Origin of the sequence: Nakamurella sp. PAMC28650 (assembly GCF_014303395.1) — a bacterium.
Taxonomy (GTDB): Bacteria; Actinomycetota; Actinomycetes; order Mycobacteriales; family Nakamurellaceae; genus Nakamurella.
The window spans coordinates 5258577-5272806 of the sequence record NZ_CP060298.1; the positions used below are offsets into that span (position 1 = coordinate 5258577).

Here is a 14230-nt window from a genome sequence, read left to right on the forward strand (position 1 = left end):
CGTGTGGTCCGCCACCACGGCGGTGACGTTCAACGGTTGACCGTCGAACTGCCCTCGCTCATCATCGGGCGACACAGCAGATGGGCGATCAGGGCCGTCCAGCCGGTCTGGTGGGAGGCGCCGAGGCCCTCCCCGGTGTCTCCGTCGAAGTATTCGCTGAAGGTGATGTGGTCGGCCCACAACCGGTCCGGGGACGCCTCGATCCGGTGGCCGTCGCTGGGTCGACGGCCGTCCGGACCTCTGCGGAACAGGTCGGCGAGCCGGTCGTCGATCAGGTCCGCGGCCTGATCCAGCGGCACCTGGGGGCCGCCGGGCGACGGGACCGGAATGGTCACCGACTGACCGAGATAGCCTGCGTGCCTGCGGAACGCATCCGCCAGCAACACATTCACCGGGAACCAGACCGGCCCACGCCAGTTCGAGTTCCCGCCGAACAGGCCGCTGCGGGACTCCCCCGGCTCGTAGTCGATGGACATCTGCTTCCCGTCCACGTCGGTCGCGTACGGGGTCCGGTAGGACGCGGACAACGACCGGATACCGTACGAGGAGAGGAATTCCGATTCGTCGAAGATCCGGGCGGCGAGTCGGTTCAAGGCGCCCTGATCGACGAGCGAGAGCATCATCGCCTCACCGGAGGTGTTGTCGGACAGCAGGGGTTCGGCCAGGTCGGGCCGGCGACGGCGCAGCCACGCCAGCCGCGCGCTGAAGTCCGGGAGCTTGGACCAGACGGCCGGGGACACCGTCGCCACCGCCAGGATGGGCAGCAGGCCGACCATCGACCGCACCTGCAGCCGCTGATGGGTGCCGTCCGGGTGGACGAGCACGTCGTAGTAGAAGCCGTCGACCGGATCCCACAGCGTGACCTCCTGCGAGCCGAACTGCCGACTGGCCTTCGCGATCGACAGGAAGTGCTCGAGGAACTTGGTGGCGATGTCGTCCCAGGCCGGGACGGTCATCGCCAGTTCGAGACAGATCTGCAACATGTTCAGGCAGAAGACCGCCATCCAGCTGGTGGCGTCGGACTCCTCGAGGCGATATCCCGGAGGCAGCACGCCCGAGCGGTCGAACAGTCCGATGTTGTCCATGCCGAGGAATCCCCCCTCGAACAGATTCGAGCCGTCCGCGTCCTTGTTGTTCACCCACCAGGAGAAATTCAACAGGAGTTTGGTGCAGACCCTGGTCAGGAAATCCACGTCCGTTCCGCCGGCGACCAGGAACACCTGCCAGGCCGCCCAGGCGTGCACCGGAGGATTGACGTCGGAGAAGGCCCACTCGTACGCCGGTAGTTGTCCGTTCGGGTGCATCGCCCATTCCCGGCAGAGCAACAGCAGTTGGTCCTTGGCGAAGGCCGGGTCGACGTGGGCCAGCGCCACACATTGGAAGGCCAGATCCCACGACGCGAACCACGGATACTCCCATTCGTCCGGCATGCTGATCACGTCGGCCAGCGACAGGTGTTCCCAGGTGAGGTTGCGGCCGCCGGACTCGGCTCGCTGCGGCGGCGGCACCGGCTCCCCGGGGTCGCCCGCGAGCCACCGCCGGACGTCGTACCGGTAGAGCTGCTTGCCCCACAGCAGGCCCGCGAAGGCCCGGCGTGCGATGTTGGCGTCCTCGGCCGAAAGTCTCTGCGGCAGGACGGTTGCGTAGAATTCGTCAGCCTCCTGCCGGCGGTCGGCGAGGACCGCGGCGAAGCCGGTCCCGAAGGTGTCCGAGTCGGGTTCGTCTGCGGACAACCGCAGCCGGACGGTCACCGAGGCCCCGGCCGCAATCGATTCGAAGTGGTACCAGAACGCAGCTTTGGTGCCGTGGCCGGCCGGGTCGACGGCAGTGGTGTCGCCGTGCACCACCCGCTGGTTGATCCCGTCCTTGGTGTACGACGCGCGATTCTCCTTCGCTCCGAACAACGCGACGGAATTGGTCTCGTTCTGGCAGAACAGCACCTGCGGCGTCCCCTGGGCGACCACCACGTACCGCCCGAGGAAACCGTGGATGCATTCCACGGCCCGGGACCGGCCGCCGATCAGGCCCGGATCCATGGCGTTGATCGATGGTGTCCGGTCGTCGGTTCCCCACGCCCACGTGTTGCGGAACCAGACCTGCGGGATGACGTCGATACCGGCCGCGTCCGGCCCGTTGTTGGTGACGGTGATGACGGCGCAGATGTCGTCGGGGCCGGCTTTCGCGTAGTCCACCTTGATGTCGAAGAATCTGTTCTGGTCGAGAATTCCGGTGTCGGCCAATTCGAATTCGCGGTCCTCCCGGCCCCTGGCCGCATTCTCGCGGCGCAGACGCTCGTAGGGATATTCGGCCTGCGGGTACCGGTAGAGCCAACTCATCCAGGAGTGGGACGGCGTGCCGTCCAATGCCCACCAGTACTCCTTGGCGTCCTCGCCGTGGTTGCCCTCGCCGTTGGTCAGGCCGAAGAGCCGTTCCTTGAGGAACGGGTCCTTCCCGTTCCACAGCGCGATGCTGAGGTTGAGAAACCCGAACCTGTCGCAGATCCCGCCGAGGCCGTCCTCGCCCCAGCGGTACGCACGTGCCCCGGCCTGCTCGAACGGCAGATAGGCCCAGGCATCACCGTCGGTCGAGTAGTCCTCGCGCACCGTGCCCCACTGCCGCCCGGACAGGTACGGGCCCCACAGCCGCCACGGGCCACCCGCCGAGGGCGATTCGGCCAACCGCGCATGCTCGGCGCTGCGGTGCTGGTTGGCCTCTGCTGGTTGGGCGTGGCGGCCCGCTGTAGTCACGACGTCAACCTTGGCACAGGCTCCCGACCTCGACCGTGGCGGGCGGGCGCACCCCTCTCACAGCCGGCCCACAGAGGTGCTCGGTACCGTCGCTTCCATCATGTGACGCAGGTCGTGGCTCCGCGGGGGCCGATCGGCCCGAATGACAAGGGGGAGCCGATGGCCGGCGACGCGACCAGCCGCCCCGTTAGCCTCAATCTTTCGTGAGACGCCCGGCCTTTCCTCGGCGCGATAGATCTGGTGTTTCGCACCGACGGGCATGTCTGCGGGTTCGTCGAAGCCCCGGTGGGTCACCTGGGTGGGTGCCGGATTCCACGTTCCGGGGGGTTTGTCTTCTTGCTGGCCGGGTGGGTTGTTGAAGGTCAGGTCGGCGCCGGCAGCTGGGTCAGCCGGTCCAGGGCGGTGGTGAACAGGTGCCGGTGGGTTGCGTGACCGGACAGCCGCAGCCAGACCCGGCGGGATCGGCGCGCAATGGTCCCGGCCACGGAGAACAGCTGCAACCGCAGCCGTTTCGGTTCCCACCGGCGGGCGCCGGTGCCGGTCAGCGCGAGCATCTGCAGCCACGCGGTCAGCTCCGTCGCCAACTGGACGACGGCGACCCAGATCTGGTTCTGCGCGAACGCAGTCAAGGGCAGGTTCCGCAGCCCGGTGTCTTTCGCGTTGCGGATCCGGTCCTCGCAGCGGGCCCGGTGCCGGTGCCGCAACTCCAGGTCCGCCAGCTGCCCACCAACAGTGTTGGTGACGAACGCGGTCAGCCGGTTCCCGCCTGAGTCGGTGAACCGCAACTGCGCCCCGGGGTGCGGACGTTCGGCCCGGACGATCACCCGCATCCCTGCCGGCCACGTTGACAGGTCCAGCAGGCCGGTGAGTTCGGTGACCCACGCCCCGTCGCGGACCTTCCCATCGCCGTCGTAGGCCGGTGTCCACCCTGGTCGGGGATCAGGTTGATCTTGTCGACGATGTCCTGCGTCAGCCCGAACCCCACCGAATACGACAGGCCCTGCCCGGCCAGCCACTTCAGGTATTCGTGGGTGCCGCCGCCACTGTCGGCGCGGACCAGCACCCTGCGCCCGATCCGGCCACCGCGGCGGTTGAAGGGCAACTGCCGCAACGCATCCTTGGTGACCGCGATGTGGTCGGCGGCGGTGTTGGACCCGGCCCTTCCGGGGCGCAGCATCATCGACAGCGGCTCACCGGTGCCGTCGGGGCCGTGGTCCACCCACGATCCCAACGGATGGAACCCGAAACCGCGCTTGTAGGTCGGCGCCGCCAGTTCCTTCTCCGAATGGGAGGTGATCAACGTAGCGTCCAGGTCGATGATCAACGGCCGGTCCCGGTCGATTCCGAAGTCAGGGGCGTCCTTCCCGGCCATCTTCCACACCCGCTGTCGGACTGCTGCTCTGGCCTGGTTGATCGCCGCCAAAGCGGCCTGCGGGGTCGCGGCCAACGCGTCGACCAGCCGGGACACGGTCGGGTCCGAGGCGACCCGGCCGAACACCGCCGGCTCAGACCGCAACGCCGAGATGTCGGCCAGGCAGTCCCCGCCGATGGCGACGCTGATCGCCAGGTCCAGCAGGATCTTCCCCGGATCCAGCACCGCCCACTGCTTGCGCCACGGCTCCAACGCGGCAGACAAAGCCCGGTCCAACCCGACCTTCCCGGCGGTGGTGACCAGCAGCACCGCACCCGCATGGGACACCACCCGCTTCGCGGTCGTGTCTACTGTCAACGGCGGGTAGAAACCGGTAGGGTTCGGCATCAGAAAGGTGCTCCAGTTTGCTGACGATGTGGATCTCAGAGACCCTCATCATCGCAGTTCGGGGCACCTTTCCCTCACTCCGAAACGCCCCGTCAGCTATCCGCGTGAAAGCGCGAGGTTAGGTCCGAGCAGCCGTTGGTGACCGGCGGCCATCGGTCCCCGGTCATCCGGACCCTGAGCGGCCTGGCACTGGGCGGCGTGGCCGTCACGTCGGTGGTGTTCGCCGCGCTCCATCTGCTGCCTCCGACCTCGGGCATCTCGGCGGTCCACCGCACCATCAGCGAATATGCGTTGACGAGTTCGGCGTGGGCGTTCGATCTCGGCGTGATCGCGTTGTGCGGTGCATCGGTCGCGGTGTTCGCGGCCCTGGTGATGCTGCGCCGCATTCGCGCGCTGTCCGGCGGAACCGTCTTCGGTGCGCTCTGGGTCGCCGGGCTGCTGACCCTGGTCGGCTTCCCCAAGCACAACTGGGCGCTGGGCGGCTCGGGGAGCAGCGGCCAGATTCACCGACTGGCCAGCCTGGTGTCGTTCCTGGCTCTTCCGATCGCCGTCCTGGCGATCTCGCGGCGGCGGGGCCGGCCGGCCCAAGGCGCTGCCGCCTGGTGCGACTTCTGGCTCGGAGTCCTATCGTTCGCGTGGTTCTCACCGATCGTCGTCGCCGTGCTGACCGCGCCACGGGCGTGGTGGCAACAGATCCCGCTCGGCCTCGTGGAGCGAGGTCTGGCGCTCAGCGAGGTGCTCGCGGTCGTCGCCCTTGCGCTGTCGGTACGAACGGATTCCACCGGGGCCGGGCCGTCAGGGGTGCAGAACCGAGGCCAGCTCACGGATCTGGTCCGGACCGACGCGGCAGCAACCGCCGATCAGTGACGCCCCGGCCGCCGCCCAGGCCCTGACGTCCTCGGAGCGGAAGCTCGGGTCGCCGGACCAACTGCGGGACAGCCCGTTCCACGTCTCGCCACTGTTCGGGTAGGCCACCACCGGCTTGCCGGTCACGGCGGTCGCGGTCGCGACGAGACCGGCGACCTGCGGGGCCGGACAGCAGTTGACACCCACCGCGACGATCTCCGGACTGGTCGCGGCGAGGGCGAAGGCCTCCTCGACGGGCTCGCCGGCGCGCGTCCGTCCGTCCTCGGCGGTGATCGAGAGCCATGCAGTGGCACCGGATCCGGCCAGCAGATCGACCAGCGCCTGCACCTCGGCCAGGCAGGGTACCGTCTCGATCGCCAGCACGTCTGCACCCGAATCGGCCAGCACCTCGAACCGCGGGCGATGCCAATCCCTCAGTTGTGCGACGGTTTTCCCGTAGTCACCTCGGTACTCCGACCCGTCCGCCAACATCGCCCCGTACGGCCCGATCGATGCCGCGACCCAGCGGTCGATGCCATCGTCGAACATCGACCTGGCCTCCAGCGCACACGACACGGATGCCCGCAGAGCACGTTGCGCGGCGGCCCGGTCCAGACCGAGCTCGGCGAACCCCTCGAACGACGCCTGGTAGGAACCCGTGATGGCGACCTCCGCCCCGGCGGCGAAGTATTCACGATGGGCCGCAATGACTTCCGTCGGTTCGTCCAGGAGCAGTCTGGCCGACCACATCTTCGAACGGAGATCGTGACCGCGGGACTCCAGCAACGTCGCCAGCCCACCGTCCAGCACGACGGGCCCCTGCGTCATGGCCTGTCGGAGCGTCGTCATGCCCTCCAAACTACGGGGCTCAGGACAGGTGACGGCGCAGCAGCGTCAGGTCGGCCTCGGACAACCGGCCGCCCGCGCCACCGGCCTGGTGCCAGTACGGATAGAGCAGCGGCGGCCGGCTGACCTTCTCCAGCGCATCGATCTCGTCCTGGCCCAGGACCAGTTCGGCAGCGCGCAGGTTGGTGCGCAACTGCTCGTCGGTGCGCGCACCGATCACCAACGACGTGACGCCGGGCCGACCCAGGGTCCAGGCCAGCGCCACCTCGGCCGCCGACACACCACGGTCGGCAGCGATGGACACCAACAACTCGATGACGTCGTAGAGCAGTTCCTGATCGCGGACCGGCGGCTCGCCCCACGCCGCCAGGTCACGGCTACCGGACGGCGGTTGCTGGCCACGGCGGTACTTGCCGGACAACAGCCCACCGGCCAGTGGGCTCCAGACCAGGACCCCGATCCCGGAGTCGACGGCTGCCGGGATCAGTTCGTACTCCGCCTCACGGGCCTGCAGGGTGTAGTGGATCTGCTGACTCACCACTGCCGGCAGATGATCCCGCTGGCCGATGCCGATCGTCTTCATCAACTGCCACCCGGCGAAGTTGGAGACCCCGACGTAGCGGACCTTGCCGGCGGTGACGAGTTGATCGAGCGCGGAGAGCGTCTCCTCCACCGGGGTCTGCCCGTCCCACTCGTGCAGTTGATAGAGGTCGATGTAGTCGGTGCCCAGTCGGCGCAGACTCGCCTCGCAGCCGGCGATCACGTGATGCCGGGACAGACCCTCGTCGTTGGGTCCCGGCCCCATCGAGAACCGCACCTTGGTCGTCAGCAGGGCGGCTTCGCGACGCCCGGCCATCACCTTGCCCACCATCTCCTCGCTCAGCCCGGAGGAGTACACGTCGGCGGTGTCGATCAGATTGACGCCGGCGTCGAGGGCGATGTCGACCTGACGCCGCGCCGTCTCGAGATCGGTATTGCCGACGGCGGCGAAACCACCGGTCCCGCCGAACGTCATGGTGCCCAGGGTGATGGTGGAGACCTTGAGGCCGCTGCGGCCGAGGGAGCGATATTCCATCCGCAGAATATAGAACTCCTCCCAGGAAGGCGCCGCGCCGAGCCCCCGACCGCGCTGAGCCCCCGACCGCGCTGATCAACTTCGACGGCGCTCATGATCGGGTCGACTCCTGTCACTGCAGTCCCACCACGGCGAAGTTGATCAGCGCAGTCCAGCGCACGTCAGTGCACGTCAGTGCAGTTCAGTGCAGTTCAGTGCGGGAGAAGATGCGCGGGGTCAGCGGTCAGGGTGTTGCCGAAGCGGTCCCTGACCGCGCAGACGAGGTGTTCGTCCGGCCCGACGACCGCCCCGGAGAGGATGACGCACCGATCCAGGGAACCCAGTACCGTCGCGTCGGCCGCCACCACCGACGAGGCTCCGGAGGCCACCAGGTTGGCCGTCAGGAACTCGGCCGGCGTTCCGCAGTCGAACGATCGACCGGCCGATTCGACGAACTCCAGTTGCCCGGCGGCGAAAGCGTCGCGCCAGAGGGCGAAATACAGCCCGGACGGCGAGTAGTCCAGCGCTGCAGCCATTACCGCCGGCACCGTACTGATTCCCAGGTACTGCAGGCTGCCGAAGTCGGCCGACCGGCCGACGTCCCGCACCAGCAGACGTGCCCTGGTCCCCTCCCAGCCGTGGAGAAAATCGTCGATCGGTGCGCTGAGCCAGACGTCGCTGTTGGCCACCACCACCGCCCGTCCGTCGATCCAGTCACGGAGATGACGCAGGGCACCGGCGGTCCCCAGTGGCTTGTCCTGTTCCATCGAGACGTGCACGTCAGGAGCGAGAGCGATCGCTGCTGAGGCGATCTGGTGGGCCAGATGATGGGCGTTGACCGCCACCGGGCCGACCAGCCCGCCGACCCTGCGCAGCGCGAGCGCCAGCAACGTTTCGTTGTCGACGGTGAGCAGCGGCTTCGGCACCCGATCGGTGATCGGGCTCATCCGTGAGCCGCGGCCGGCTGCCAGCACCACCCCGACGATGTCCGTCCGCTTCATCCAGACCCGAGATCCACGATGCCGGTACGGTTCTCGCGGACCGCGACGTGCAGTCCGGGACCAGCTGCCACCACCAGAGGTCTCCTCCTTCGCCCATTCAGCGGTGCGACGACCTTGCCCCAACCTGGACCGCGACCGCGACCGCGACCGCGACCGGAAAACGCTAGCACGAAGGGTCTTTGGTCCCTCCGACCCTGCAGGAGCACGGGAATGCCCGGCACAGTCGAACGGTTGACCCGGGGGTGGACATCGATATCTGGTCCGACGTCGTCTGCCCCTGGTGCTACGTCGGCAAGCGCCGCTTCGAGACCCCGCTCGACCGGTTCGACCACCGCGACCAGGTCACCGTCACCTGGCGCTCCTACCAACTGGACCCGACGACGCGGAGCACCCCGAGGGGCGTCGACGGCGACTACGTGGCTCGCCTCGCTGCGAAGTTCGGCGGCGGGGTGGAACAGGCCGGTCAGATGCTGGAGTCGATGACCCGGACCGCGGCAGCGGAGGGGTTGGACTACCACTTCGACATCGCCAAGCCGGCCAACACCTTCGACGCGCACCGTCTGCTGCATCTGGCAGCGCAGCGTGGTGTCCAGGGCGAGCTCAAGGAACTGCTGTTCAGAGCCACTTTCACGCTCGGACAGCCCATCGGGGATCACCAGACCCTGGTCGACCTCGCCGCGGCCGCGGCCGCGGGGCTGGACAGGGACGAGGCGATCTCGGTGCTGGCCGGCGATCAGTACGCCGACGCGGTCGAGGCGGACGAGGCACAGGCCAGGGCCTACGGGATCACCGGTGTTCCGTTCTTCGTCATCGACGGGGAAGTACGGCGTCTCGGGCGCGCAACCCGCGGAAGCGCTGCTGGGGGCCATGACGCAGGCCTGGCACGAGGAGCACCCGAAGGTCACGGCCGGTCTCGGCGGCTCGTGCGAAGGCGACTCCTGCGCGACCTGAGGTGCTTCGGAATTGCCCTCAGGTGGCGTCGCTGCGCATCATCCGCAGCAGGGCGGCGGCAGTGAGCACCACCACGTAGATCACCAGAGACAACAGGGCCGGCCAGTAGTTCAGGTAGTCGCTGCTGTGGGTCACCGACGTCAACGACGTTCCCGCGCTGGAAGGCAGGTACGGCCGGATGGCGTCCTGCACGCTGGTGGAGAACAGGTTGAGGATTCCTGGCAGCAGGAAGAACGCCCCCACCGCCACGGCGATGCCGGAAGCGGTACTGCGCAACAGAAATCCCAGAGCCACCCCGAGCAGACCCGTTCCGGTGAGGAAGATGGCCGCACCGATCACGGCCTGCAGGACGCCGCTGTCCCCGAGGGAGACGCCCTTGCTGCCCAGGATCGCCTGTCCGGCGAAGAAGGCGATGAACACCGCGACCAACTCGACGACGAAAGTCGCCGCCCCGAACACGATGACCTTGCCCAGCACCATCGGCCACCGTCGGGGTACGGCGGCGAGCGTGCTGCGGATCGATCCGGTGGAGTACTCCGAGGTGACCAGCAGGACCCCGACGATCGCGACGATGAGCTGCGCGAGTTGCACGCCGGCCAGGGATATCCCGGTCGAGTCGCTGCCGAGAGCCTGACCACGGGCCGCGCTCTGACCCGTCGTGGTGATGTTGCCGGCCTTGACACTCGCGGCCACCACACCGATCCCGATGACGACGACGGCCGAGGCCAGCAGGGTGATGACGATCGATCTGACCGATCGCATCTTGATCCACTCGGATTTCATCACCCGTGGAAAGGTGACGGCCAGTCCGGGATCCGCGGGGCGGAGTGCGGTGGCGGTGGCGGTGGTGCGGCCGGTGTCGATCCTCATGCTGCGCGCTCCTGGGGATGTGCGGACATACCGTGGTATTGAACGGAATCGCCGGTCAGTTCCATGAGGGCGTCCTCGAGGGACGCCCGCATCGGGGTGAGTTCGTGCAGTGGGATACGGGCTCCAGCAGCACGTTCGCCGATCTCGCGGGGGGTCACGCCGGTCACCTCGAGTGCACCGTCGCCGTCCTCGGTGACCGACACGCCGTCACCGAGCAACAGGCTGCGCAACTGCGGCTGTCGGTCGGAGCGCACCAGGACGCTGTTGCGGGCCGACTGGGCGGTGAAGTCGGCCAGGGAGACGTCAGCGATCAGCTTGCCCCGGCCGACGATGATGAGATGTTGAGCGGTGACGGCCATCTCGTTCATCAGGTGGGACGAGACGAACACCGTCCGCCCTTCGGCGGCGAGATCCTGCAGGAGATAGCGGATCCAGCGGACGCCTTCGGGGTCCAGTCCGTTGACCGGCTCGTCGAGCATCACCACGGCCGGGTCGCCGAGCAGTGCCGCAGCGATGCCGAGCCGCTGACCCATGCCCAGCGAGAACTCGCCGGCCCGCTTGCGGGCCACGTCGGTGAGGCCGACCAGGTCCAGCACGTCGTCGACCCGTTTGGTCGAGATACCCGTGGTGGCAGCCAGTCCGAGGAGGTGGTCGCGTGCAGACCGCCCCGGATGGACGCCCTTCGCCTCCAGCAGCGCTCCGACCTCGTGCAACGGAGCCCTGTGCGCGGCCAGTGACTTGCCGTTGACCAGGGCGTGACCGGTGGTCGGCCGGTCGAGTCCCATGATCATCCGCATGGTGGTGGATTTGCCGGCCCCGTTGGGGCCGAGGAACCCGGTGACGATCCCGGGTCGGACGGTGAATTCGAGGGCATCGACGGCGAGGGTGTCGCCGTACCGCTTGGACAGGTTCACGACTTCGATCATGACCTCAGTCAACGCCGCGGCGACGGCCCTGTCGTCGTCCGGGCGATGACACTCTGCCATACCGCGGACGCAGTATGCGGCGGTGCGGGACTCAGGGTTCTCCCGAACGTTCGGCGTGCGGCGACGACACCAGCCCGGACTGATAGGCCAGCACCACCAGCGCGGCACGATCGCGCACCCCCAGTTTCAACATCGACCGGTTGACGTGCGTCTTGGCCGTCAGCGGCGAGAGCACCAGCCGGCCGGCGATCTCCTCGTTCGACAGGTCGGCCGCCACGAGCGCGACCACCTCCCGCTCGCGCGCGGTCAGCGCTGCGAGCCGTTCCGGGTCGTTCGCGGTCCGCTCGGGACTGGCCAGGAACCGGCTGATCAGACTGCGGGTGGCGGCCGGGGACAGGAGCGATTCACCCCTGGCCACCATCCGGATGCCTTCGAGCAACTCGATGGGCGCCACTCCCTTGCCCAGGAAGCCGCTCGCTCCGGCCCGCAGAGCGGCCGCCACATGGACATCCAATTCGAAGGTGGTCAGGATCAGAACCCAAGTAGAGCTGCAGGTCTCGTCCGCACAGATGGTCTCGGTGGCTCCGATCCCGTCCAACTCGGGCATCCGGATGTCCATCACCACCACGTCCGGGTGCAGCAATCTGGTCAGCGCCACCGCCGCCCGACCGTCGGCTGCCTCACCCACCACCTCCAGCTGCGGGTCGCTGCCGATGATGGCCCGGAAGCCGCCGCGGATCAGCGCCTGGTCGTCTGCGATCAGCACTCTGATGCCGACTCCGCCACTGCTCATCGAGCGGCGCCCGGCACCGATGCGATGGCGGGTATCCAGGACGCAGTCGGTCCGGCCGACAAGGGTCGGTCGGCGGCCACGGCCGGTAACGAGGCGAAGACCCGGAACCCGCCCCCGACCACGGGTCCCGTCTCCAGCCGCCCACCGACCGCCGCGCACCGCTCCTTCATCCCGACCAACCCGAAACCGTGACCGTCCGGCGCAGCGGGCGGCGACCCCGCCCGGTCCGCCGAATTGACGATCTCCAGGACCAGCGAACTCTGGCGGTAGTCGATCATCAGTCCCACCCGGCTGCGGGCGGCATGTTTCTGCACATTGGTGAGGGCTTCCTGGATGAGGCGGCCTGGTCGACCGCCGGCGGCAGCGGTCGCGGCCGGCCCCTGAGGGTCGAGCTCACGTCCAGCCCAGCCGCCCGCAGCGGGTCTGTCAGGGTGCTGATCCGGGCCAGACTCGGCCCCGGCTCGGTCGACTCGCCGTCACCCACACTGCGTAGGACACCCAACACGGTGCCCAGTTCGTCCAGGACCAGGCCGGCCGCCGTCCGGGCGTGGGCGAGCGCGGCGCCCGCCGCGTCCAGATCGGTGCGCAGCAGGTGCGCGGCCACCCCGGTCTGCACACTGACCACGGCCATGTGGTGGGCCAGCGAATCGTGCAGGTCCCTGGCGATCCGCAGTCTCTCCTCGGCAACTCGCCGGGCCGCCTCGGTCTCACGGCTCAGCTCAGCCCGCTCCGCCCGGTCCTCCAGCCCGGCGAAGGCGGCACGACGGTGCCTGACCGCGATGCCGGCCGCCGCCGCGAGCAGCGTGAGGATCACCGGATTCAGGTTCGCGGCCGCCAGGCCGCCGAACCCCTGCGCGACGAGAGACCTGATCAGAAGGGCCCCCGAGATAGCGCCGCAGAGGGCCATCGACACCGTCGATCTGGTTCTCGACGCGACGGTGCCTGCTGCTATCAGCATGGCCCCGCCGGTGAATCCAATGGGTAGCGAAACGCTCAGGGCCACCAGGGTGATCACCGCAAGTACGACCAGCACGGTAATCGGCCGCCGCCGCCTGAAGGTCACCACCACCACGCACAGGACCGCGATCGCCGCGTCCGCACTGGTCAGCCGGTGCAGGTCCGCCCGCGAGTAGAGCGAGCCGGACACCGTGAGCGACACCACGACCAGACCGAGCACGGCGTCGGCGAGCAGCTGGTGCCGCCGGATCCAGCCGAGCGCTGCGTCACGGTTCACCCGCCTACCGCAGTGTGGCCGGGCGAGAAATGGATAGCCTGCTTCAGCCGATCGGCTCTGCCCCGTCACCGGCCAGCAGCTGCTGCGGCACCTGGCTGAATTCCCAGTTCGAGCCGTCGGTCGACCGCAGGACCCACACTACGTCGTAGCGATCTTCCGGCCACGTCGCCGGCGCCGGTGGATGAACCGTTCCCAGCCCGGCGACGATGGCTGGTATCTCCTCGTGCTGCCAGGAGATCAAACTGACCTCGGCGGTCCGCACTGCCGCCACCAATCGAGCGACATCCCCCTTCTGACAGGAGGTGTCGACCGTCAACCCAAGCCGGTCGGCCAGCTCGGCGATGGTCTGGGCCGGACGCCGGCTGCCCTTCTTGCGGTGGGCATCCGAGGCGAACAGGGCTCGCGGCACCTCCAGCCCGGCACGCACCTTGCCGTCGACCGGCGCGAACAATGCCGCCAGTGCGCCGGCTCTGGCCCACCCGCGGATGGTCAGTGATTCCTCGTCGGGGAGGCCGTGCGCCGTGACACCGAACGGGCCACCGGAGCCGGTCGGCTTCTCCGCATGACGGACCAGCATGACGAGGGTCGTTCTCACCCGGCGAGCCTACCGATCCCGGCCGGCTCTCCGGGACACCATCAGGCGCTCGGCGCGCGCGATCAACCGGCCGGCAGTACGGTCACGATGTGACTCGATACAGATTCCTGGACGCCTCGGGCGACCCCGTCTCGGAGGCCGATTTCGACGGCCACGACGACGCTCTCGACTGGGCCCGCGTCCAGGAGGAGACCGAGGAGGACATCCAGCGAGTGGAGTTCCTGGGCCCGGCCGGAGACTGGCGCTGGGCCGGCGCGCTGCAGAGCTGACTTTCCGAGCGAGCCGGCCGACGCCGTCAGGCGTTCTGCCTCCGGGGGATGACGATGACGACGATCAGCGTCAGGATGCTGAAGAAAAGACCGAGAATGCCGAACAGGATCGCACTGTAACCCTTGGACTTGGCGATGATCGCGCACAGGATCATCGCGATGATTCCGCCGATCAGCAGGAAGATCCCTTTGATGCCGCTGAGGATGAAGCCGCTGACGGCCGTCGGCTCGACGGGGACGTTGAAAAGTAGGTGGTGCAGCATGTTGTTCCCTGTCCGCCTCGACCGTTCCCGGTGTCGGCAATGTGCGAGCAGTATCGGATCAAGCAGTCCATTGTGA

The 14230-nt window shown here is 68.2% G+C and carries 14 protein-coding genes and 1 pseudogene; 3 read left to right on the plus strand and 12 right to left on the minus strand.

What is annotated here, in order from left to right; translation table 11 throughout:
* Positions 1–29: 29 nt before the first annotated feature.
* Positions 30–2747 (minus strand): glucosidase, encoded by a 2718-nt coding sequence (locus H7F38_RS23735; RefSeq protein WP_187092055.1) that lies wholly within the window; start codon positions 2745–2747, stop codon positions 30–32.
* Between the two features lie 362 nt (positions 2748–3109).
* Positions 3110–4506, minus strand: a pseudogene (locus tag H7F38_RS23740) (IS1380 family transposase).
* A gap of 138 nt (positions 4507–4644) precedes the next feature.
* On the opposite strand from H7F38_RS23740, the gene H7F38_RS23745 reads away from it, so the two are divergent.
* Positions 4645–5373, plus strand: a complete 729-nt coding sequence (locus H7F38_RS23745; protein WP_187092056.1) for a DUF998 domain-containing protein — start codon at positions 4645–4647, stop codon at positions 5371–5373.
* Here the strand turns inward: H7F38_RS23745 and mmuM are convergent.
* From mmuM to H7F38_RS23760, 3 genes are all read right to left on the minus strand, one after another.
* Positions 5302–6201, minus strand: a complete 900-nt coding sequence (gene mmuM, locus H7F38_RS23750; RefSeq protein WP_187092057.1) for a homocysteine S-methyltransferase — start codon at positions 6199–6201, stop codon at positions 5302–5304. The genes H7F38_RS23745 and mmuM overlap by 72 nt on opposite strands.
* Before the next feature lie 19 nt (positions 6202–6220).
* The gene (locus tag H7F38_RS23755; protein ID WP_187092058.1) at positions 6221–7273 is read right to left on the minus strand and encodes an aldo/keto reductase; all 1053 of its coding nucleotides are present in this window, start codon (positions 7271–7273) and stop codon (positions 6221–6223) included.
* Positions 7274–7464: 191 nt separating this feature from the next.
* A complete protein-coding gene (locus H7F38_RS23760) occupies positions 7465–8253 on the minus strand; it encodes an NTP transferase domain-containing protein (protein WP_187092059.1) in 789 nt (262 codons plus the stop codon).
* 242 nt (positions 8254–8495) lie between these two features.
* Here H7F38_RS23760 and H7F38_RS23765 point away from each other — a divergent pair, with 242 nt between their 5' ends.
* Entirely contained in the window at positions 8496–9269 is a 774-nt protein-coding gene (locus H7F38_RS23765; protein ID WP_222618291.1) for a DsbA family oxidoreductase, read from the plus strand.
* Here H7F38_RS23765 and H7F38_RS23770 read toward each other — a convergent pair.
* The 6 genes from H7F38_RS23770 to H7F38_RS23795 all read right to left on the minus strand — a co-directional run bounded on the left by H7F38_RS23770 (position 9223) and on the right by H7F38_RS23795 (position 13622).
* A complete protein-coding gene (locus H7F38_RS23770) occupies positions 9223–10074 on the minus strand; it encodes an ABC transporter permease subunit (protein WP_187092060.1) in 852 nt (283 codons plus the stop codon). The genes H7F38_RS23765 and H7F38_RS23770 overlap by 47 nt on opposite strands.
* The gene (locus H7F38_RS23775; protein WP_187092061.1) at positions 10071–11000 is read right to left on the minus strand and encodes an ABC transporter ATP-binding protein; all 930 of its coding nucleotides are present in this window, start codon (positions 10998–11000) and stop codon (positions 10071–10073) included. Before H7F38_RS23775 ends, H7F38_RS23770 begins: the two co-directional genes overlap by 4 nt.
* 91 nt (positions 11001–11091) lie before the next feature.
* Positions 11092–11793, minus strand: a complete 702-nt coding sequence (locus H7F38_RS23780; protein WP_187092062.1) for a response regulator transcription factor — start codon at positions 11791–11793, stop codon at positions 11092–11094.
* Complete coding sequence (locus H7F38_RS23785; RefSeq protein ID WP_370531277.1) at positions 11790–12107, minus strand: sensor histidine kinase; 318 nt, start codon at positions 12105–12107, stop codon at positions 11790–11792. The genes H7F38_RS23780 and H7F38_RS23785 overlap by 4 nt, the downstream gene beginning before the upstream one ends.
* The gene (locus H7F38_RS23790; RefSeq protein WP_187092064.1) at positions 12071–13027 is read right to left on the minus strand and encodes a sensor histidine kinase; all 957 of its coding nucleotides are present in this window, start codon (positions 13025–13027) and stop codon (positions 12071–12073) included. The genes H7F38_RS23785 and H7F38_RS23790 overlap by 37 nt, the downstream gene beginning before the upstream one ends.
* A gap of 43 nt (positions 13028–13070) precedes the next feature.
* Positions 13071–13622, minus strand: coding sequence for a hypothetical protein (locus H7F38_RS23795; protein WP_222618292.1), 552 nt, complete (start codon positions 13620–13622; stop codon positions 13071–13073).
* Between the two features lie 89 nt (positions 13623–13711).
* Here H7F38_RS23795 and H7F38_RS23800 point away from each other — a divergent pair, with 89 nt between their 5' ends.
* On the plus strand, positions 13712–13891 hold the full coding sequence (locus H7F38_RS23800) for a hypothetical protein (protein WP_187092065.1): 180 nt from the start codon (positions 13712–13714) through the stop codon (positions 13889–13891).
* Between the two features lie 26 nt (positions 13892–13917).
* Here H7F38_RS23800 and H7F38_RS23805 read toward each other — a convergent pair whose 3' ends face one another.
* On the minus strand, positions 13918–14154 hold the full coding sequence (locus H7F38_RS23805; RefSeq protein WP_187092066.1) for a deoxyribodipyrimidine photolyase: 237 nt from the start codon (positions 14152–14154) through the stop codon (positions 13918–13920).
* Positions 14155–14230 lie beyond the last annotated feature (76 nt).

What these genes read in the sequence shown, in the direction of transcription:
- H7F38_RS23775 (WP_187092061.1), bottom strand. Translation starts at nt 11,000, where the DNA reads ATGATCGAAGTCGTGAACCTGTCCAAGCGGTACGGCGACACCCTCGCC.
- H7F38_RS23755 (WP_187092058.1), bottom strand. Translation starts at nt 7,273, where the DNA reads ATGGAATATCGCTCCCTCGGCCGCAGCGGCCTCAAGGTCTCCACCATC.
- H7F38_RS23760 (WP_187092059.1), bottom strand. Translation starts at nt 8,253, where the DNA reads ATGAAGCGGACGGACATCGTCGGGGTGGTGCTGGCAGCCGGCCGCGGC.
- H7F38_RS23805 (WP_187092066.1), bottom strand. Translation starts at nt 14,154, where the DNA reads ATGCTGCACCACCTACTTTTCAACGTCCCCGTCGAGCCGACGGCCGTC.
- H7F38_RS23780 (WP_187092062.1), bottom strand. Translation starts at nt 11,793, where the DNA reads ATGAGCAGTGGCGGAGTCGGCATCAGAGTGCTGATCGCAGACGACCAG.
- mmuM (WP_187092057.1), bottom strand. Translation starts at nt 6,201, where the DNA reads ATGACGACGCTCCGACAGGCCATGACGCAGGGGCCCGTCGTGCTGGAC.
- H7F38_RS23770 (WP_187092060.1), bottom strand. Translation starts at nt 10,074, where the DNA reads ATGAGGATCGACACCGGCCGCACCACCGCCACCGCCACCGCACTCCGC.